Origin of the sequence: Burkholderia sp. BCC1638 (assembly GCF_902833195.1) — a bacterium.
Classification (GTDB): Bacteria; Pseudomonadota; Gammaproteobacteria; order Burkholderiales; family Burkholderiaceae; genus Burkholderia; species Burkholderia diffusa.
Genome location: NZ_CADFEC010000007.1, coordinates 20,004 through 38,991, shown reverse-complemented (window position 1 = coordinate 38,991; position 18,988 = coordinate 20,004). Strand labels below are relative to the sequence as shown.

At 67.6% G+C, this 18,988-nt stretch carries 17 protein-coding genes and 1 pseudogene; 7 read left to right on the top strand and 11 right to left on the bottom strand.

Annotated elements, in window-relative coordinates:
- The first annotated feature begins 122 nt into the window (after window positions 1-122).
- Genes HWX22_RS10230 through HWX22_RS10220 form a run of 3 tightly spaced genes read left to right on the top strand, consistent with a single transcriptional unit; the run spans window position 123 to window position 2,799 of the window.
- Window positions 123-749, top strand: a complete 627-nt coding sequence (locus tag HWX22_RS10230; RefSeq protein ID WP_059531846.1) for a LysE family translocator — start codon at window positions 123-125, stop codon at window positions 747-749.
- Window positions 750-763: 14 nt separating this feature from the next.
- Window positions 764-1,525, top strand: a complete 762-nt coding sequence (locus HWX22_RS10225; RefSeq protein WP_175906669.1) for a class I SAM-dependent methyltransferase — start codon at window positions 764-766, stop codon at window positions 1,523-1,525.
- A gap of 50 nt (window positions 1,526-1,575) precedes the next feature.
- Entirely contained in the window at window positions 1,576-2,799 is a 1,224-nt protein-coding gene (locus tag HWX22_RS10220; protein ID WP_175906671.1) for an RtcB family protein, read from the top strand.
- A gap of 114 nt (window positions 2,800-2,913) precedes the next feature.
- Here the strand turns inward: HWX22_RS10220 and HWX22_RS10215 are convergent.
- Window positions 2,914-3,048, bottom strand: a pseudogene (locus HWX22_RS10215) (methyltransferase); the annotation flags it as partial.
- Between the two features lie 91 nt (window positions 3,049-3,139).
- Between HWX22_RS10215 and HWX22_RS10210 the strand changes: the two are divergent.
- Both HWX22_RS10210 and HWX22_RS10205 read left to right on the top strand, forming a co-directional pair.
- Window positions 3,140-4,435: an aminotransferase class I/II-fold pyridoxal phosphate-dependent enzyme gene (locus tag HWX22_RS10210; RefSeq protein ID WP_175906673.1), complete on the top strand. Its 1,296-nt coding sequence runs from the start codon at window positions 3,140-3,142 to the stop codon at window positions 4,433-4,435.
- Between the two features lie 100 nt (window positions 4,436-4,535).
- Window positions 4,536-5,261 (top strand): hypothetical protein, encoded by a 726-nt coding sequence (locus HWX22_RS10205; protein WP_175906674.1) that lies wholly within the window; start codon window positions 4,536-4,538, stop codon window positions 5,259-5,261.
- Window positions 5,262-5,271: 10 nt separating this feature from the next.
- Here HWX22_RS10205 and HWX22_RS10200 read toward each other — a convergent pair whose 3' ends face one another.
- Both HWX22_RS10200 and HWX22_RS10195 read right to left on the bottom strand, forming a co-directional pair.
- A complete protein-coding gene (locus tag HWX22_RS10200; RefSeq protein ID WP_244135209.1) occupies window positions 5,272-5,769 on the bottom strand; it encodes a hypothetical protein in 498 nt (165 codons plus the stop codon).
- 33 nt (window positions 5,770-5,802) lie between these two features.
- Entirely contained in the window at window positions 5,803-6,078 is a 276-nt protein-coding gene (locus HWX22_RS10195) for a DUF4148 domain-containing protein (protein WP_175906880.1), read from the bottom strand.
- Between the two features lie 315 nt (window positions 6,079-6,393).
- Between HWX22_RS10195 and HWX22_RS10190 the strand changes: the two genes are divergently transcribed.
- Window positions 6,394-7,554, top strand: a complete 1,161-nt coding sequence (locus HWX22_RS10190) for a porin (RefSeq protein WP_175906676.1) — start codon at window positions 6,394-6,396, stop codon at window positions 7,552-7,554.
- Between the two features lie 205 nt (window positions 7,555-7,759).
- Here the strand turns inward: HWX22_RS10190 and HWX22_RS10185 are convergent, their stop codons facing one another.
- Entirely contained in the window at window positions 7,760-8,008 is a 249-nt protein-coding gene (locus tag HWX22_RS10185) for a hypothetical protein (RefSeq protein WP_244135208.1), read from the bottom strand.
- A 294-nt stretch (window positions 8,009-8,302) separates the two neighbouring features.
- Here HWX22_RS10185 and HWX22_RS10180 point away from each other — a divergent pair, with 294 nt between their 5' ends.
- Window positions 8,303-8,593, top strand: a complete 291-nt coding sequence (locus HWX22_RS10180; RefSeq protein ID WP_175906678.1) for a DUF4148 domain-containing protein — start codon at window positions 8,303-8,305, stop codon at window positions 8,591-8,593.
- A gap of 94 nt (window positions 8,594-8,687) precedes the next feature.
- Here HWX22_RS10180 and HWX22_RS10175 read toward each other — a convergent pair whose 3' ends face one another.
- The 7 genes from HWX22_RS10175 to pnuC all read right to left on the bottom strand — a co-directional run bounded on the left by HWX22_RS10175 (window position 8,688) and on the right by pnuC (window position 18,949).
- Window positions 8,688-10,115, bottom strand: coding sequence for a heavy metal sensor histidine kinase (locus HWX22_RS10175; RefSeq protein WP_175906679.1), 1,428 nt, complete (start codon window positions 10,113-10,115; stop codon window positions 8,688-8,690).
- A complete protein-coding gene (gene irlR / locus HWX22_RS10170; protein ID WP_059466657.1) occupies window positions 10,112-10,795 on the bottom strand; it encodes a heavy metal response regulator transcription factor IrlR in 684 nt (227 codons plus the stop codon). The genes HWX22_RS10175 and irlR overlap by 4 nt, the downstream gene beginning before the upstream one ends.
- Window positions 10,795-14,007: a CusA/CzcA family heavy metal efflux RND transporter gene (locus HWX22_RS10165; RefSeq protein WP_175906680.1), complete on the bottom strand. Its 3,213-nt coding sequence runs from the start codon at window positions 14,005-14,007 to the stop codon at window positions 10,795-10,797. The genes irlR and HWX22_RS10165 overlap by 1 nt, the downstream gene beginning before the upstream one ends.
- A gap of 56 nt (window positions 14,008-14,063) precedes the next feature.
- Window positions 14,064-15,533, bottom strand: a complete 1,470-nt coding sequence (locus HWX22_RS10160; RefSeq protein ID WP_175906682.1) for an efflux RND transporter periplasmic adaptor subunit — start codon at window positions 15,531-15,533, stop codon at window positions 14,064-14,066.
- Window positions 15,534-15,559: 26 nt separating this feature from the next.
- The gene (locus tag HWX22_RS10155; protein WP_175915570.1) at window positions 15,560-16,864 is read right to left on the bottom strand and encodes a TolC family protein; all 1,305 of its coding nucleotides are present in this window, start codon (window positions 16,862-16,864) and stop codon (window positions 15,560-15,562) included.
- Window positions 16,865-17,092: 228 nt separating this feature from the next.
- A complete protein-coding gene (locus HWX22_RS10150) occupies window positions 17,093-18,301 on the bottom strand; it encodes a phosphotransferase (RefSeq protein WP_175906686.1) in 1,209 nt (402 codons plus the stop codon).
- Window positions 18,302-18,337: 36 nt separating this feature from the next.
- Window positions 18,338-18,949: a nicotinamide riboside transporter PnuC gene (gene pnuC, locus HWX22_RS10145; RefSeq protein WP_175915569.1), complete on the bottom strand. Its 612-nt coding sequence runs from the start codon at window positions 18,947-18,949 to the stop codon at window positions 18,338-18,340.
- Between the last annotated feature and the right edge of the window lie 39 nt (window positions 18,950-18,988).

Sequence of the window (18,988 nt, the reverse complement as noted above, 5' to 3'; positions counted from 1 at the left end):
GTGGGCGGCGCAAGCATCGGTGCCCGAAACGCTGATATTCTGGCGAATCGACCGCTGAACGATCGGAATATTTGCGCCGCCGCGTCATCCCCCGCCGCTGCGCCAACCTTGCCGGAGCCGCCATGTTCGACCTGACCACGCTGACCACCTTCACCGCTGTCGTCCTGGGTCTGTTCCTGATTCCCGGCCCCGCCGTGCTGCTCGTGCTGAGCCGCACCGTGCAGGGCGGCCGCAAGACCGGCATCCTGACCGGGCTCGGCGTCGCAAGCGGCGACTTCGTGCACACGCTGTTCGCGGCGGTCGGGCTGTCGGCGCTGCTGATGACGTCGGCGCTCGCGTTCAACGTCGTGAAGCTGGTCGGCGCCGCGTACCTGATCTACCTCGGCGTGCGTGCGCTGCTCGACAGGCCGTCCGATCCGTCGCTGCCGAAAGTGTCGCCCGTCACACCGTTGAAGGCGTACCTGCAGGCGATTCCCGCCGAAGTGCTGAACCCGAAGACCGCGCTGTTCTTCCTCGCGTTCATGCCGCAATTCGTGCATCCGGAACGCGGCTCGACGTTCGTGCAGTTCGCGGTGCTCGGGCTGATCTTCGTCGTGCTCAGCTCGCTCTACACGACGCTGATCGCGTGCTCGATCCGCCCGCTCGGCCGCCTCGTGAAGCGGCTTGCGTGGCTCACGCGCTGGCAGGGGAAGATCATCGGTTCGATCTTCATCGCGCTCGGGCTGCGCGTCGCGGTCCAGCAACGCTGACGCGCGCGTTTCGCATGACGTCCGACGCGGCAACCGCCGGCGAAATCCTCTATACCGACCCGCGCCTCGTCGCGGTCTACGACCGGTTCAACGCAGGCGATCGCGACTTCGCGTTCTACGCATCGCGCATCGGCGCCACGCGGCAACGGATTCTCGATCTCGGCTGCGGCACCGGCACGTTCGCGCGCCGGCTTGCGGCGGCCGGGCACGACGTCGTCGCGATCGATCCCGCGCCCGCGATGATCGACCATGCGCGACACCAGCCTGGCGCCGGCGCGGTCGGCTGGCTCGCGTGCGATCTCGGCGGCCTGCCGCCCGGCGCGCCGTTCGATGCCGTCGTGATGACCGGACACGCATTCCAGTGCCTGCTGACCGACGCGGACATCGACGCGACGCTGCGCGGCGTGCGGCGCGTGCTGGCCGACGGCGGCCGCTTCCTGTTCGACACCCGCAACCCGCGTATCGAGCCGTGGCGTGACTGGACGCCGCAGGCGTCCGCGTCCCGCATCGATTCGCCCGAGTTCGGCAGCGTCGAGCTGCACCATGCGGTCACCGCGGTCGAGGGCCCGATCGTGTCGTTCGACACGGTCTACCACTTTCAGCGCGACAATACGCGGATGAAGAACGCGAGCCGGCTGCGCTTCATCGCGCAGCCCGACCTGCGGGCGCGCGTGGCGGCCGCCGGCTTCACGTCGGCGGAATGGTGCGGCGACTGGCACGGCGCGCCGTTCGACGACGCGGCCAGCGCGGAGATCATTGCAATCTGCCACGCGTGAGCGGATGAATGCCGCGCCGGACGCGAATAGTGGAATGAAGGGTGAAGCAAATGAGTAGCGACGAATTCCAGGTGATGGAATTGTCGAACGGCAAACCGGTGAAGATGTGGACGCAAGGCGTCGCGGTCGAGGACGATGCGCGCGCGCAGTTGCGCAACACCGCGCAGATGCCGTTCATCTTCAGGCACGTCGCGGTGATGCCGGACGTCCACCTCGGCAAGGGCTCGACGATCGGCAGCGTGATTCCGACGAAAGGCGCGATCATTCCGGCCGCGGTCGGCGTCGATATCGGCTGCGGGATGATGGCGGCGCGCACGACGCTCACGGCAGCAGACCTGCCGGACTCGCTCGGCGGGCTGCGCGGCGCGATCGAACGCGCGGTGCCGCACGGCCGCGTGCCGGGGCGCCGCGATCCCGGAGCATGGGGCGATCGCATGCCGCCTGCCGTGACCGAGTCTTGGAAGTCGCTGCTGCCGGGCTTTCAGCGGATCGTCGACAAGTATCCGAAGCTGGAGAAGACGAATCACCGTGCGCATCTGGGTACGCTCGGCACGGGCAACCATTTCATCGAGGTGTGCATCGACGAGGCCGGAAGCGTGTGGTTCATGCTGCACAGCGGCTCGCGCGGCGTCGGCAACGCGATCGGCAGCCTGTTCATCGAGCTCGCGCAGGCCGACATGCGGCAGCACATCGCGAACCTGCCGGATCGCAATCTGGCGTATTTCACCGAGGGCAGCCGCCACTTCGACGATTACGTCGAAGCGGTCGGCTGGGCGCAGGACTACGCGCGCCGCAACCGGCAGGCGATGATGGATGCGGTGATCGGCGCGGCGCGCGGCGTGATCGCGAAACCGTTCGCGCTCGACGAGCACGCGGTGAACTGCCACCACAACTACGTGCAGCGCGAACGTCACTTCGGCGAGGACGTGCTCGTGACCCGCAAGGGCGCGGTGTCCGCGCAGAAGGGGCAGCTCGGGATCATTCCGGGCTCGATGGGCGCGAAGAGCTTCATCGTGCGCGGGCTCGGCAATCCGGAGAGTTTCTGTTCGTGCAGCCACGGCGCCGGACGCTCGATGAGCCGAACCGAGGCGAAGCGCCGCTTCACGGTCGACGACCAGTTGAGCGCGACGCGCGGTGTCGAATGCCGGAAGGACGCGGGTGTCATCGACGAGATCCCGATGGCCTATAAGGACATCGACGCGGTGATGGCGGCGCAGCGCAGCCTCGTCGAAGTGGTGCACACGCTGCGTCAGGTGGTCTGCGTGAAAGGATAGCGCGGCGCGCGCAATGAAAGTCAATGGCCGCGACCGTATCGCGCGGCCCGCCGACGATCGCGCTGACGCATCGCCGTCACGTCACGCGCCGACGATCGAGATCGAAAACCCGTCCCAGCCGCCGAGCGTGCCGACTTCGAGAATGCTCCGTGCGCCGCGAATCGTCGCCAGCAGTTGCATCAGCTTGCCCTGGTTCGGCGCGACGTTGATCGCGGGCAGCCCGGCCGCGTCGCTCGCCGCAAGCGCGGCGGCCCCATAAGCAACCAACCATTCGTTCTAAAGGCGGCAGCGCACCTGCTCCTATAATCGCTCGACCATGACAACAACAGACGGAGCACCCATGACCGATCAGGCCACTTCGAACTGGCGACTCGAAACCATCGCCGTGCACGGCGGCTATCGCCCCGACCCGACCACGCGCGCGGTCGCGGTGCCGATCTACCAGACCGTTGCGTACGCATTCGACGACACGCAGCACGGCGCGGACCTGTTCGACCTGAAGGTCCAGGGCAACATCTACACGCGAATCATGAACCCGACGACGGACGTGCTCGAGCAGCGGATCGCCGCGCTCGAGGGCGGCATCGGCGCGCTCGCGCTGGCGTCGGGCCAGGCGGCCGTCACGTACGCGATCCAGACGATCGCCGAAGCCGGCGACAACATCGTGTCCGCCAGTTCGCTGTACGGCGGCACCTACAACCTGTTCGCGCATACGCTGCCGCAATACGGCATCACGACGCGCTTCGCCGATCCGCGCGACCCGGCGTCGTTCGAGCCGCTGATCGACGCACGCACGAAGGCGATCTTCGCGGAATCGGTCGGCAATCCGCTCGGCAACGTGACCGACATCGCCGCGCTCGCGGAAGTCGCGCATCGTCACGGGATCCCGCTGATCGTCGACAACACGGTGCCGTCGCCGTATCTGCTTCGCCCGTTCGAACACGGCGCGGATATCGTCGTGCACTCGCTGACGAAGTATCTCGGCGGCCACGGCACGAGCCTCGGCGGCGCGATCGTCGATTCGGGCAAGTTCCCGTGGGCGCAGCACGCGGACCGCTTCAAGCGGCTCAACGAGCCCGACGTCAGCTATCACGGCGTCGTGTACACCGAAGCATTCGGGCCGGCCGCCTATATCGGGCGCGCGCGGGTCGTGCCGCTGCGCAACATGGGCGCGGCGATCTCGCCGTTCAACGCGTTCCAGATCCTGCAGGGCATCGAGACGCTCGCGCTGCGCGTCGAGCGCATCAGCGACAACGCGCTGAAAATCGCGCAGCATCTCGCGCGCCACGAACACGTCGAGTGGGTGAACTACGCAGGGCTGCCCGATCACCCGGATCATCCGCTCGTCGCGCGCTACCTGTCGGGCCGCGCGCCCGGCATCCTGACGTTCGGCGTGAAGGGCGGCCGCGACGGCGGCGCGAAGTTCCAGGACGCGCTGAAGCTGTTCACGCGGCTCGTCAACATCGGCGACACCAAATCGCTCGCGACGCATCCGGCCTCGACGACGCACCGCCAACTGTCGCCGGCCGAACTCGCGAAGGCCGGCGTGAAGGAGGAAACGGTGCGGCTGTCGATCGGCATCGAGCACATCGACGACCTGCTCGCCGATCTCGACCAGGCGCTCGCGCAGCTGTGACCCGAAGCGGGCGTGCCGACACGCCCGCTTCGAATGTCTTGACCTTGAAGCGGCTTCAAGGTGTTCAATCCCCGGTTGATGCTCCACCGCCGAGGCCCACATGACACCGACCGCGAAGCTCGCGCTGCTCACGTTACCGCCGCTGCTGGCGGCTTGCTTCGGCGCCCTCGCCGCCGCATGGCGCGCACCGGGCCCGAAAACGTCGAGCGTCATCCAGCATTTCACCGGCGGCATCGTGTTCGCGGCGGCCGCGCTCGAACTGCTGCCGCAGGATCGCGCGCACGCGCTGTTTCCGGTCGTCGTCGGCTTCGTGCTCGGCCTCGCGCTGATGCTCGCGATCCGCGCGCTGTCCGGCGCGGTCGAAACGCGCTTCGAGGACGCGCGGCTGCCGGTCAGCATGATCATCGTCACCGCGATCGATCTCGTCGTCGACGGTCTCGTCCTCGGCATCGCGTTCTCCGCGAGCGACGAAAGCGGCATCATCCTGACCGTCGCGCTGACGCTCGAGGTGCTGTTCCTCGCGCTGTCGGTCAGTGCGGCGCTGGCTTCGGCAGGTGTCGGCCGCCTGCTCGCGATCGTCGTGCCCGTTGCGCTGGCCGCGTTGCTGAGCATCGCGGCCGTCGTCGGCAATGCGGTGTTCGCGGGGCTGCCGGCGAATCTCTACGCAGCGCTGCTCGGGCTCGGCACGGTCGCGCTGCTCTACCTCGTCACCGAGGAACTGCTGGTCGAGGCGCACGAAGTGCCGGAGACGCCATTTGCAACCGCCGCGTTCTTCATCGGCTTCATCGTGTTCTTCCTGATCGAAGGTTCGGTGAAGGCCGGCTGAAACGCGAGCATCACCACGTCGTCGCGGCGGTCGGATACGTCTCGACGATGCGTGTGCCGTTGACAGGCGTCACGCCTTCGTTGCGCAATGCGGCCCACAGGTCGATCGCGTGTTCGCGCGACTTGCGGCTGCCGTCGTCGGTCAGCACGTTCAGCGCGATCATTTCGTCGCGCGTGGTCAGTTGCAGTTGCTCCTTCAATTTGCGCGACTGATGCGACGCGGTACGCACCTCGCGAAGCATGATCTGCTGCTCGGCGAGCGGCGCCGGCACGGCGCCCGCCTCGGCGGGCAGGAACGTGAGCCGCCCGTTCCCGACTTCGCATTGCCCGCGCGTGAACGTCGCGCTCCACGCCCCCGCCGGCACGGCCGCGAATTCGCAGCGCATCCGTTCGCTCGCGCGGCGGCCGACGTCGTGTTCCGGCGCATGCGACAGCGCGCGCTCCGGCCAGCCGGCCGCCGTCGCGGCTGTCGCCGTCAGGCACGCAGTCAGTGCGATCGCTTTCATCATGTTGCGCATCGTCCGTTCCTCCTCGAAAAAAAATCAACGCACTGCCAGGCCGTTGTCATGCGCATCGATGACCGGCGCGGATTCGCCGCGATGCACCGTCGCGCGATGGATTTCCTGATTGCGGGCGATGGTGGCCGGGCTCGGCGGATAGTCGTGCTTCGGACTCGGGATCACGCCGTCGTGACGGGCGCGCAGCAGCTCCTGGCGCACTTCCTGCCGAGTCTTGGACTGCGCGGTGGCCGACTGCGAGAAAGCGGCGATCGACAGCGCGGCAACGGCGATCGAAATCAGGGGTCGTCGAATGTTCATGAGCTTCGCTCCTTGTCCGGAATGGGTAACGTGAGTTCCAAGATTGATCCGGCGGCGGTGCGCGATCATGAACACGGGATGACGATTTCGTCATCGCACGCCCCGCCCTGAATCGCAGTGCGAAGCAAATCGACGAGATGCTGCGACTCACATGACGCGCGGATGACATTTTTCTCATTTGTCCCTCACCGTCGCGATTCGAACGGTTCCCAGAATCGCTTGCACGTTCGCCATATTCGTCGCCCGCAAGCGGAACGCGCGGCGACACGATCGACGGACGCACGAAACGATCAACTCGAACCTCAGGGACCCAACATGAACACTCCAGCTCGGCTCGTCATGCTGTCCGGTGCGCTGCTCACGACCGCCCACGCGGTTCACGCGTCGGAAGTCAGCCTCTACGGCCTGTTCGATACGTCGCTGACGTATGTATGGAACGCCAATGCAGACGGCAAGAATCTCGTCGGCCTGGGCAACGGCAACCTGCTCGGGAACCGCTTCGGCGTGAAAGGCGCGGAAGACCTCGGCGGCGGGCTGAAGGCGATCTTCACGCTGGAGAACGGCTTCAATCCGAATACCGGCGCGCTCGGGCAAGGCAACCGAATGTTCGGCCGGCAAGCGTTCGTCGGTCTCGACAGCTTGCGCTGGGGCACGCTGACGATCGGCCGCCAGTACGACGCGCTTGCCGATGTCGCATGGCCGATTACCGGCGATTTCTACTTCGGCAGCGTGTATGCGACGCCCGGCGACGTCGACAACTACGACACGTCGTCGCGAACCGACAACGCGGTGAAGTACACGTCCCCCGTGATCGCCGGGTTCCAGTTCGTCGGTATGGTTGCGCTCGGCGGCGTGGCCGGCAAGACGAGCGCGGGACAAACCTGGTCGGCCGGACTTTCGTACAGCAACGGCCCGATCGATGTCGCGGGCGGCTATTACTACGCTGCCAACAAGTCGCCGCTTGCCGACGGTATCCGGACCGGCTGGAACGGCACCTCCGACGGCACGTTCGACGGATCGCTGGTCAACGGCGGCTACATCTCCGCGAAGTCGATCGGCATTGCACGCGGCGCGTTGCGCTACAGCTTCGCGCCCTTCGCGGTCGGCATCGACTACAGCAACGCGCAGTACAAGGCCGATGCGATGTCGGCGTTTCGCAACACGCAGAAATACGATACCGTGCGCGGCTTCTTCAACTATCAGGCGAGCGCGAGCCTGCTCGTCGGCGTCGGCTACAGCTACACGAAAGCCCACGGCGATACGCGCGCGACCTACCATCAGGTGTCAGCCGGCGCGGACTACGTGCTGTCGAAACGCACCGATCTCTATGCGGTCGGCGCGTGGCAACGCGCGAACGGCGAGCAACGCACGCTCGACGGCGGCACGCAGACGGCGCAGGCGTCGATCGGATCCTACGGCTACGGCGGCACGCGCACGCAAGGGATCGTCAATCTCGGGCTGCGCCATCGCTTCTGATCGGGGCAGCGGCAACGCGCGAGCACGCGCATGACGAAAATTTCATCTTCCGATCAGGTTCGCGATGCATCGTGTCGCTACCATCGAATGCGTGACGGGCGATGCCCGTTGCAATCCACGCAAGCGGATCGCTGTCGCACGGCACGATCACGCGTTCGGCCCGGACACTGTGAGTGCCGGGCTTTTTTTTCGTCAGTATGACGGATCAAGGCGTGACGTTGCGCTTCGGGAACAGGCACGGGTGCGTCTTCACGTGGAAGTTCGGATTGCCGCAGCGATGTCCCGCATAGTCGATCTGCTCGCCGGGCGTCAGGCCGGCGGGCACCGCATTGCGCGCGGCCTTCGGTGCGGACGATCCGACCGTTCCTGCATCGTGACGGGACGAAGCGCAACCGGCGACCAACGGGGCAATCAGAAACGCTAGCAACGACAGGCGAATGGCGGGACGATCCACTGTTTGGTCCGGAATGAAAGTCAAAACGAAGCCGGCCGCCTTCCATGCCGGTGCGGCGAACGGCGCGCATTCCGACGACACCATCGGCCGTCGGCAAGCGACATGCTCCGCTTTCCGTTCATCGCACGCATGACCCGAACATGACGATTACGTCATGTCGGCCAGGGCCCGCACGTTGGATACGCCGCCGCGCAATCTGACGGATTTTTCATCTGCCGATCACGGTCACGCTCGACTGCTTTCGCATACTGGCTCCATGGATCGCCACCCGGCGGCCTCATCAAGGAGAGCTCCATGAAAACGGTAAAACTCGCTGCCCTGTTCGCCACCGCGACCCTGTCGCTCGGCATCGCCACGCAAGCCGCATTCGCGCAAACGCAAACACAAATGCAGGGCAAGACCCGCGCGGAAGTCATCAACGAACTGAAGCAGGCGCAGCACGACGGCGTGGTGCCGACGAGCAAGACCCAGTACCCGCCGACCGGCGAGATCGTCGCGCGCAACAAGGAGCTTCACGGGATTTCGGTGCATGCCGGCGAGAAGGCGCCGCAGCCCGACAATCACGACAGCCTCGCGACCCGCTGATGCCGGTCAGGCGCGGGCGCTGCCGCGCGATCGCGGGCAGCGTGCCGCGCGCCGCCGTATCGCGGCGAACGCGCGGCCGTGCCGGCGTGCGATCTCAAGCATGGGCCGCCGGCATCGTCTTCGGCGCACCCGGCGGCCGCTGCGGAAAGCGCAGCCAGAATGTCGTGCGCCGGCCGGGAACGCTGTCGACGCCGCATTCGCCGCCATGGTTGTCCATGATCGACCGGACGATCGCGAGGCCGAGGCCCGTCCCCGACGCCGAATTGTGCCGCGACGGATCGACGCGATAGAAGCGCTCGAAAATCCGCGCGACGTGCTGCGCATCGATGCCCGGCCCCGTATCCGATACGGCGATCGTCGTCGCGCCAGCCTGTTCCGAACAATCGATCGTCACGACACTGCCGCGCGGCGCATACGCCAGCGCATTGGACAGCAGGTTGCTCAACGCGCGCTGATACAGCGTGAGATCCGCGTCGACCCATGCGTAGCCGTCGACCTTCACCGACACACCCGCGTCCTCCGCGAGCGGCTCGTAGTAGCCGGCGACTCGCGAAGCCTCCTCGGCCGCATCGAGCCGCCGCACGTCGATCGACGTGCCGGCCTGCTCCGAGCGCGCGAGGAACAGCATGTCCTCGATCATCCTCGACAGCCGCTGATACTCGTCGATGCTCGACTCGATCACGCTGCGATATTCGTCCGCGCCGCGCGGCTGCGACAGCACGACCTGCGCGGCCGCCTGCAGGTTCGTGAGCGGCGTGCGCATGTCGTGCGCGAGATTCGACGAGAACTGGCTCAACCGCGTAAACGATTCGTTCAGGCGCGCGAGCATCCCGTTGAACGCATGCTCCAGTTCCTTCAGTTCGCCTGACGTTTCGAGTTCCGGCAGCGGATGGGCCAGGCGGCTCGTCGACATCTGCTCGGCCCGCGCCGCGAAGCGCCGCAGCGGGCTCAGCCCGAGCGCCGCGATGCCGTATGCGATCGCGGTCGCCAGCACGACGCCGAACACCTCGATCACGACGATCGTATAGGCATGCGTGCGCAGCAGCAGCACGTCGGCGCTGCGATCGTACTGCACCGCGACGCGCACGACGGGCGCGCCCGCGCCGGCGAGCGGCACGGTCATCACCAGATACTGGTGCCGTACGCCGGGCGGCGCGACGAATACCGGAATACGGCCCGCGTCCGTCGACAGCAGCGGCGCGTAGGTCCGGAATCCCGGCGTGCCGACGATGCGCGTGCCGGCCGCATCGTAGATCGCCAGGTCCATGTTCGGATGCCCATGCAACTGGTCGATCCAGATATCGGGGTTGCGCGCGACGTCGGCCGTCGAACGCGCTTCCGCCAGGTGCGTGCCCAGCGCGGTCGAAATGCCGGCCATCTGCTCGGCCGCCGTCGTCTCGATGCGATTGCTCAACGCCTCGTACAGCGCGACGCCGCTCGAGGCGAGGATCACCGACGTCGACAGGATGATCAGCGCGGTCAGGCGTCCGCGCAGCGTGCGCGGCAGCAGGCGCGCGATCATTTGGCCGCGCCGTCGCGCACTTCGAGCACGTAGCCCATCCCGCGCACGGTGTGGATCAGCTTCGGTTCGTAGGCGTCGTCGATCTTCGAGCGCAGTCGCCGGATCGCGGAATCCACGACGTTCGTATCGCTGTTGAAGTTCATGTCCCACACCTGCGACGCGATCGTCGCGCGCGGCAGGATCTCGCCTTCGCGACGCATCAGCAGCCACAGCAACGCGAATTCCTTCGCGGTCAGCAGGATCGTGTCGCGCTGCCGCGTGGCCTTGCGGCGCGTCAGGTCGAGTTCGAGATCGGCCACGCGCAGCGTGTTCGAATCGCGCGGCTGGCCGCGCCGCAAAATCGACTTGATGCGCGCGGTGAGTTCGACGAAGTCGAACGGCTTGGCCAGGTAATCATCGGCGCCGAGTTCGAGGCCCTTCACGCGATCGCCGACGTCGTCGCGCGCGGTGAGGAACAGCACGGGCGTCGACTTGCTGCGACGCAGGTTCTGCAGCAACGTCCAGCCGTCCTGCCCCGGCAGCATCACGTCGAGCACGAGCAGATCGTACTCTTCGGTCTCGGCCTGGTGCTGGCCCGTGATGCCGTCCTCCACCCAGTCGACGACATAGCCGGCTTCGGTCAGGCCCTTGCGCAGATAGGCGCCGGTTTTCGGTTCATCCTCGACAATCAGAATTCGCATCACGCATTACCCTTGAAGAAACCCAGCCGGCGCAGCACGCCCGCGCCGAACCCGCCGCGCAATACCGCGCGCCACGACACCGCGTGGCTCACGCGGTACAGCACCGGCAGCACCAGCAGCGTCAGCGCCGTGGACGACAGGATACCGCCGATCACGACCGTCGCGAGCGGGCGCTGCACCTCGGCGCCGGTGCCGGTCGCGAATGCCATCGGCAGGAAGCCCAGCGACGCGACGAGCGCGGTCATCAGCACGGGCCGCAGCCGCGTGAGCGCGCCTTCACGCACGGCCGCGTCGAGCGGCATCCCGTCGTCGCGCAGGTTGCGGATGAACGAGATCATCACGAGACCGTTGAGCACCGCGACGCCGGACAGCGCGATGAAGCCGACCGCCGCGGTGATCGACAGCGGAATCCCGCGCAACCACAGCGACACCACGCCGCCGCTCAGCGCGAACGGAATGCCGGTGAAGACCAGCAGCCCGTCCTTCACGTTGTTGAACATCACGAACAGCAGCACGAACACCATGAACAGCGCGAGCGGCACGACGAGCTTCAGCCGCTCGCTCGCGCTCTGCAACTGCTCGAACTGGCCGCCCCACGACACCCAGTAGCCGGCCGGCACGCGCACATCCTGCTGCAATTGCTCGCGCGCATCGGCGACGAACGAGCCGACGTCGCGGCCGCGCACGTTCGCGCTGACGACGACGCGCCGCTTGCCGTCCTCGCGGCTGATCTGGTTCGGGCCGGGCGCGACCTCGATCGTCGCGAGTTCCGCGAGCGGCACGTACGGCGCCTGCGCGAGCGGCGCGCTGGCACCCGCGGCCGGCGCCGGCAGCGCGATCGGCAGACGCTTGATCGCCTCGATGTCGGAGCGCAGTTCGTCCGGCAGCCGCACGACAATGTCGAAGCGGCGATCGCCCTGGAACAGCGTCCCCGCCTTCTGCCCGCCGACGGCCGCGGCCACCGTATCCTGCAGGTCGGCGACCGTCACGCCGTACCGCGCGAGCTTGTCGCGGTCGAGGTTGACGGTCAGCACGGGCAGGCCGGTGGTCTGCTCGACCTTCACTTCGGATGCGCCCGGCACCTTCTGCAACGCGGCCGCGATCTGCTCGCCGGTCTGGTTCAGCACGGTCATGTCGTCGCCGAAGATCTTCACCGCGACGTCGCTGCGCACGCCCGAGATCAGCTCGTTGAAGCGCAGCTGGATCGGCTGCGAGAACTCGTACGCGTTGCCCGGCAGTTCCGCGAGCGCCGCCTCGATCTCGCGCACGAGCTGATCGCGCGGCTTGTTCGGATCGGGCCACTTGTCGGGCGACTTCAGCATGATGTAGCCGTCCGACAGGTTCGGTGGCATCGGATCGGCCGCGATCTCAGCCGTGCCGGTGCGCGCGAACACGCGCTCGATTTCCGGGAAGCGCGCCTTCAGCGTCTTCTCGATCGCCTTCTGCATCTCGACCGATTGCGACAGGCTCGTGCCGGGAATGCGCAGCGCGGCGACCGCGAGATCGCCCTCGTTCAGGCTCGGGATGAACTCGCTGCCGAGCCGCGTCGCGAGCCCGAGCGTGACCAGCACGATCGCGCCAGCGCCGAGCATCACGCGCGCGGGGCGCGACATGAACGCGGCGAGCACGGGTTCGTATGCACGCCGCGCCCAGCCCATCAGCCGGTTTTCCTTTTCCTCGACGCGCTCGCCGATGAACAGCGCGACCGCTGCCGGAATGAACGTGACGGTCAGCACCATCGCCGCCGCGAGCGCCATCACCACGGTGACGGCCATCGGATGGAACATCTTCCCTTCGACGCCGGTGAGCGCGAAGATCGGCAGGTACACGACCATGATGATCAGTTGCCCGAAGATCAGCGCGCGGCGCGCCTCCTGCGACGCGCCGAATACTTCCGCGAAGCGCTCGTCGCGCGTCAGCGGCCGGCCTGCGACGGCCTGTGCATGCGCAAGCCGTCGCACGCAGTTCTCGACGATCACGACCGCGCCGTCGACGATGATCCCGAAGTCGAGCGCGCCGAGGCTCATCAGGTTCGCGCTGACCTTCGCGTTGACCATCCCGGTGAACGTCATCAGCATCGACAGCGGGATCACGAGCGCGGTGATCAGCGCCGCGCGGATGTTGCCGAGAAACAGGAACAGCACCGCGATCACGAGGATCGCGCCCTCGAGCAGGTTTTTCTTCACCGTCGCGACGGCCTTCTCGACGAGCACGGTGCGGTCGTAGACGGGAATCGCCTTCACGCCGGCCGGCAGCGTGCGGTTCACGTCCGCCATCTTCGCGGCGACGGCTTTCGCGACCGAGCGGCTGTTCTCGCCCATCAGCATGAACACCGTGCCGAGCACGACCTCCTCGCCGTTCGACGTCGCGGCGCCGGTGCGCAACTCGCGGCCGATGTCGACCTGGCCGACCTCCTTCATCCGCACCGGCACGCCGCCGACGTTGGTCAGCACGATGTTCGCGATGTCGTCGACGGTGCGCGCCTGGCCCGGCACGCGCACCAGGTACTGCTCGCCGCGCTTCTCGATGTAGCCCGCGCCGACGTTGTCGTTGTTGCGTTCGAGCGCGCGCACGACGTCGGCGAGCGTCAGCCCGTACGACATCAGCTTCGCCGGGTTCGGCGCGACGCGGTATTCCTTCACGTAGCCGCCGATCGAATTCACCTCGGTCACGCCGCGCACGTTTCGCAGTTGCGGCCGGACGACCCAGTCCTGCAGCTCGCGCAGGTCGGCCGCCGTGTAGCGCGTGCCGTCGGGCTTGCGCGCAGCCGCGTCGGCCTCGACGGTCCACAGGTAGATCTCGCCGAGGCCGGTCGACGTCGGCCCCATCGCGGGCGCGATGCCGGCGGGCAGCTTGTCCTTCGCTTCCTGGATGCGCTCGTTGACGAGCTGCCGCGCAAAGTAGATGTCGGTCCCGTCCTTGAAGATCACAGTGACCTGCGACAGACCGTAGCGCGAAATCGAACGCGTCTGCTCCAGGCCTGGCAGGCCGGCCATCACGGTCTCGACCGGATACGTGATGCGCTGCTCGGCCTCCAGCGGCGAGTAACCGGGCGCGGCCGTGTTGATCTGGACCTGCACGTTCGTGATGTCGGGCACCGCGTCGATCGGCAGCTTCTGGTAGCTGAACACACCCAGCGCGGCCACTGCCGCGATCGCCAGCATCACGAGCCAGCGGTGCGCGATCGCAAAGCGGATCAGGCGCTCAAACATGGCGGGATTCCTCGAAGCGGGGAACGTCCACTGCGTGGGCCTTCGATACGTGACGCTCATTCATGTTCCGCGCTCCCCTTGCCGAGCTCGGCCTTCAGCACGAAGCTGTTCGCGGCCACATATTCCTGGCCCGGCTTGAGCCCCTTCAGCACTTCGGTCGCACGGTCGTCGCGCCGCCCCGTCTCGACGGCCTGTGCGACGAAGCCCTTCGGCGAGCGCACGAATACCGACGGCACGCCGTCGACGTCCTGCAGCGCGTCGCTCGTGACGGCGAGCGGCACGGCCTGCTTGCCCGCGTCGACCGACACGTTCACGAACATCCCCGGCCGCCACACGCCGTCCGGATTCGGCAGCACGACGCGCGCGGGCGCGGTGCGCGTCTGTTCGCCGAGCAGCGAGCCGACGTAAGCGATCGGGCCGCTCGAGCGCGATTCGAACGCGGTCGCGCTGACCGTCGCGTCGCGGCCGACGCGCACGTCGTTCAGCCGCTGTGCGGGCACGGCCATCTCGGCCCACACCGTCGACAGGTCGGAGATCACGAACATGCTCGCGTCTGCGGCGATCGCTTCGCCGGGCGTCGCATGCTTCTCGACGATCGTGCCCGCGAACGGCGCGCGCAACTCGTAGCGGTTCAGCGCGCCCGCGCCGGCCGGCGCGTTCAGCGCGGCCAGTTTCTGCCGCGCATTCTGCACGGCGATCTCGGCCTCGCGCAACTGAACCTGCGCCTGCTGGTAGTCCTGTTCCGCAGAGATGCGCTCCTGCCACAGCGTGCGTTCGCGTTCATAGGTCGCGCGCGCGCCCGACAACCGGCGTTCGGCGGTCAGCAGTTCGCTGCGACGGTCCGCGAGATCGGTGCTCGCGATCACGGCCAGCACCTGCCCCTTCGCGATGTTCTGTCCGAGCGACACCGACACCTGTTCGACGATGCCGGCCACGCGCGGCACGACGTGCGCGGTGCGATCCTCGTTGAATTTGATCTCGCCCGGCAGCTGGAACGGCGTGGCGATCTGCGCGGGGCCGGCCTTCGCGAGCACGATCTTCGACGTCTTCAACTGCTCATCGGTGAGCGCGATCGCGCCGTCCGCACGGGCGAACGGAAACGACGCGGCCTCGTTGCCCGCCTTGACGTCGATCGTCGCGTCGAATACGTGCGGCTTCGCGATCGATTGCGCCGACACGAACTTCTGGCCCGCCGCGTCGAATCGCATCGGTTCGTGCGAGCGGTCGTACCGCACCAGCGTGCCGGACACGGCAACGCCCTTGGTCGCAGGCTTGCCGTCGACGAACGGATAGACGACGAGCCGCGCGTCGCCGGGCTTTTCCGTCATCACGATCTCGACGGACAATGTGCCGCGCGTGAGCACGACGCCGCCGTGCGAGCCGGTGCCGACGCCGTCGGCCGCCTGCGCGGCTTCGGTTCCCGCGGGCACGGACGCGCCGCCTCGCGTGACGGCGAGCGCGCCGAGCACGATCCCGACGCCGCCGAGCACGGCCGCCGCAATGATGAAGATTCTGCTGCGTGACATGATGATCCTTCAGGTAAGAAGCGCGGCTATTGCGCGACGGCCGCGAGCGGCGTGCCGACGAGCCGGCCGATGTCGGCGCGGGCCGCATGCGCGTCGGCGAGCGCCCGCACGTATTGCGATTGCCCCTGGAACAGCGTGCGCTGCGCGTCGAGCACGTCGAGGAAGCTGAACTTGCCGAGCTCGTAGCCGCGCGACATCGCATCGAGCGCGAGCCGCGCGCCGGGCAGGATGTCGCTCTTCAGCCGCCGCGCTTCCTGCGCGGCCGCGTCGAAATTCGCGTACGCCTGCGTGAGTTCGAGCCGCAGCCGCGTGCGCTCGCGGTCGAGATCGGCATTCGCGCGCTCGGCCTTGTGCGTCGCTTCGAGCAGCGCGCCCCGGTTCGTGTCGAACAGCGGAATCGGAATCGACACGCCGACCACCGCCTGGTTGTCGGGCACGCCGCCCGTCGTCACCCGCTTCATGCCCGCGCTGACCGTCACGTCGGGAATGCGCCGCGCGCGTTCGAGCGACACGGCCGCGTTCGAGCGCAGCATCTGCGCGCGCGCGACGCGGGCGAGCGGCGCGTCGTCGAGCTGCGCGGTCAGCGCGGACAACGGCTCGACCGCAGGCACCGTTTCGAGATCGCCGAGCGCGACGCGGCGGTCGCCGCGCGCTTCACCCATCACCGCATTCAGCTTCTCGCGCGCGACGTCGACACGGCCGCGCGCGGTCGCCACCTCGATCTGGACGCCGGCCGCCGCCACCTGCGCCTTGGTCGCCTCGACCGGCGACACCTTGCCGGCCTGCGCGCGGCGGCCCGCGAGGTCAGCCGAGCGCGCGGCGATCGCGGCCGACTCTTCGGTAACCTGAAGTTGCCGCTGCACGGCAAGCAATCCGTAGAACGCCGCGATCACATCGGCGCGCACGGCGGCGCCCTGCTCGTCGAGCGACGCATTCGCGGCCTCGCGGCCGTATGACGCGACATCGAGCCGCGCGCGGCGCTTGCCCCCAAGTTCGATGGTCTGGTTGATCAGCGCAGTCGACGTGCGCTCCGCACGGCTGAAGCCTTCCTGCAGGAACGACACTTCCGGATTGGGACGCGCGCCGGCCTGCATCAGCGCGCCGGCCGATGCGTCGACGTCCGCGCGCGCGCCGCGCAACGCCGGGTTGTTGCGGGCCGCTGCCGCGAGCGCGTCGGACAGCGTTAGCGATGGGGAAAAAGCGGCGTCGGACGGCGGTGCAACAGCGGAAGCCGTCGAGGCCAAGGCCGGGGCCGCGACCTGCAGTGATTGCGCATGGGCCGTCGCGGCCGTCGCGAAGACGACGGCCACGGCGAGGGTGAGCTTGAGCATGTTCGGTTCTGCGATAACGGTTCGCACCGATGCTACGGATCGGGTGCAGTGCGAACATGAGCCGAAGATGACATTTCCGTCATGTTGGATGCGACGGCGTGCGGACGTGCGGCGTCCTGAGCGAGCAGAGTCCGCTTCGTGGATCGGATGATTTCAGTGAATGTGCGGTGCGATCGCCGCACGGAAGGAAAATGGCTTTGCCGGCTCGACGACGTCCGGCACGCAGCTTTACACGCTGCCCCGCTTCGCGCGCCGGCGTTGCACCAGCCAGTCGAGCAGTTGTCGTCCGTCGCGTTCGCCGAACCAGCGTGCGTGCCCCAGCAAGTAGCCGTCGTACGCGACGTCGACGATCGCCGGGGCCTCGATGATGCAACCGAAATACGCGACTTCCGACAGCGCGAACTCCGTATGCACGATCGGCAGCATCGCGACCAGCGCCGCATACGCGTCGTCGCTCAACGGTTCGAGCGATTCGTAGCCGTCGAGCAGCGCATCGATGTGCGCGTATTCGATGCGGCGCGCATCGGCCGGCGCCATCCAGTCGATCGTATTGCGCTCGATCGCCAGCGCGACGTCCATCACCGCACACGTGCGATCGGACAGGCCGAAGTCGAGCACGGTGCGCACCTGTGCGCCGGGGCCGGCGTTGGTCCACAGCAGGTTCGACGCATGCCAGTCGCCGTGCGTCCACAGCGGCGGCAGCGCAGGCAGCAGCGGCACGAGGTGCGCGTGATACGGGCCGATCGTATCCGCTACATCGCCACGCCAGTCGCGCGTGCCGAGCGCACGCACCAGCAGCGGCTGCGCATCGACCCAGCGTTCGAGCGCCCCCGCCAGATCGGTGGACGACAGTACGCGAAAACTCGACAACAGCGTGCGCACGGGCCGCGCCGGCGCATCGTATCCGGCCGATGCGCGATGCAGTTCGGCCAGCGCGCGGCCGGCCGCGTAGGCATGCGAAGGATCCGTGAACGGCTGCCACGACATCACGCCGCGATACGCGTCGACGCCGGGCGCGACCACGTGCACTTCATAGGTCCAGTCGCCGGATGCGATCGCGGTCCCGCCGTCGCGACCGGCGAGCACATCGGCGACCGGAACATCGCGTGCACGCAGATGCGCGATGAAGCGATGCTCTTCCTCGAGTCCGGCGACATCACGCAGGCTCACGTGATGACGCTTGACGAACAGCGTGCGCTCGTCTGTCGTGTGCACCAGCACGGCCGCCGAGAACGGCCGCGGGCTGTGCCACGTGAGCCGCGCCGGCACGCCGACGCCGTCGATCCGCGCCAGCACGCCCGCGACTTCGTCGTGCGTCATCAGCGGCCAGTCGCGTTCGGCCTGCTCGCCGTCGACGCCGAATTGCGGCGGTGCGACGTCCCACGCGTCGGCGGCGTCACGCGACGCAGGCGCGTTCGGCTCGAGAGGGAATGTCATGAACGACGCAGCTCCATAGTTGAATCGGCCCGTGAATCAGCCCGCCGGGCTCGCCGTCGCGCGCAGCGCGTCGGCCGTGCGGCTCCAGTCGCGCCAGCCGATGACGGCGAGCGCGATGAACAGCGCATAGAGTCCGGCCGTCAGATACAGTTCCTTGAACACGAACATCCCGACGTACACGACGTTCACGACGATCCACAACCCCCACGACGCGATGTAGCGCCGCGCGGTCCAGTATTGCGCGACGAGGCTGAATGCGGTCAGCGACGCATCGACGAACGGCAGCGCCGCGTCGGTCCAGCGCGCCATCATCCCGCCGAGCAGCGCGCTGCCGACGACGGCAGCGACCAGGTCGGGCAGCATCTGCCGCGGCCGCATGCCGGTGACGGGCGCGACATCGCCTGCCGGCGCCGCGCCGCCGCCCGCCTCCAGCGTACGCTGCGCGATCCAGCGGCGCCAGCCGTACACCTGCAGCACAGCGAACGCGCCCTGCAGCAGCATGTCGGAATACAGCTTCGCGTCGAAGAAGATCCAGCCGTACAGCGCGACCGACGCGAGCCCGACCGGCCAGCACAGCATGCGCCGTTTCGCGGTCAGCCAGATCGCGAGCGCGCTGACGATCACGCCGGCGATTTCGAGTGGGGACATCGTCTGTGCTCTCCTGGGTGGCTGCCGGGGCCGCGCATC

What these genes read in the sequence shown, in the direction of transcription:
- HWX22_RS10230 (WP_059531846.1), top strand. Translation starts at nt 123, where the DNA reads ATGTTCGACCTGACCACGCTGACCACCTTCACCGCTGTCGTCCTGGGT.
- HWX22_RS10225 (WP_175906669.1), top strand. Translation starts at nt 764, where the DNA reads ATGACGTCCGACGCGGCAACCGCCGGCGAAATCCTCTATACCGACCCG.
- HWX22_RS10220 (WP_175906671.1), top strand. Translation starts at nt 1,576, where the DNA reads ATGAGTAGCGACGAATTCCAGGTGATGGAATTGTCGAACGGCAAACCG.
- HWX22_RS10210 (WP_175906673.1), top strand. Translation starts at nt 3,140, where the DNA reads ATGACCGATCAGGCCACTTCGAACTGGCGACTCGAAACCATCGCCGTG.
- HWX22_RS10205 (WP_175906674.1), top strand. Translation starts at nt 4,536, where the DNA reads ATGACACCGACCGCGAAGCTCGCGCTGCTCACGTTACCGCCGCTGCTG.
- HWX22_RS10200 (WP_244135209.1), bottom strand. Translation starts at nt 5,769, where the DNA reads ATGATGAAAGCGATCGCACTGACTGCGTGCCTGACGGCGACAGCCGCG.
- HWX22_RS10195 (WP_175906880.1), bottom strand. Translation starts at nt 6,078, where the DNA reads ATGAACATTCGACGACCCCTGATTTCGATCGCCGTTGCCGCGCTGTCG.
- HWX22_RS10190 (WP_175906676.1), top strand. Translation starts at nt 6,394, where the DNA reads ATGAACACTCCAGCTCGGCTCGTCATGCTGTCCGGTGCGCTGCTCACG.
- HWX22_RS10180 (WP_175906678.1), top strand. Translation starts at nt 8,303, where the DNA reads ATGAAAACGGTAAAACTCGCTGCCCTGTTCGCCACCGCGACCCTGTCG.
- HWX22_RS10175 (WP_175906679.1), bottom strand. Translation starts at nt 10,115, where the DNA reads ATGATCGCGCGCCTGCTGCCGCGCACGCTGCGCGGACGCCTGACCGCG.
- irlR (WP_059466657.1), bottom strand. Translation starts at nt 10,795, where the DNA reads ATGCGAATTCTGATTGTCGAGGATGAACCGAAAACCGGCGCCTATCTG.
- HWX22_RS10165 (WP_175906680.1), bottom strand. Translation starts at nt 14,007, where the DNA reads ATGTTTGAGCGCCTGATCCGCTTTGCGATCGCGCACCGCTGGCTCGTG.
- HWX22_RS10160 (WP_175906682.1), bottom strand. Translation starts at nt 15,533, where the DNA reads ATGTCACGCAGCAGAATCTTCATCATTGCGGCGGCCGTGCTCGGCGGC.
- HWX22_RS10155 (WP_175915570.1), bottom strand. Translation starts at nt 16,864, where the DNA reads ATGCTCAAGCTCACCCTCGCCGTGGCCGTCGTCTTCGCGACGGCCGCG.
- HWX22_RS10150 (WP_175906686.1), bottom strand. Translation starts at nt 18,301, where the DNA reads ATGACATTCCCTCTCGAGCCGAACGCGCCTGCGTCGCGTGACGCCGCC.
- pnuC (WP_175915569.1), bottom strand. Translation starts at nt 18,949, where the DNA reads ATGTCCCCACTCGAAATCGCCGGCGTGATCGTCAGCGCGCTCGCGATC.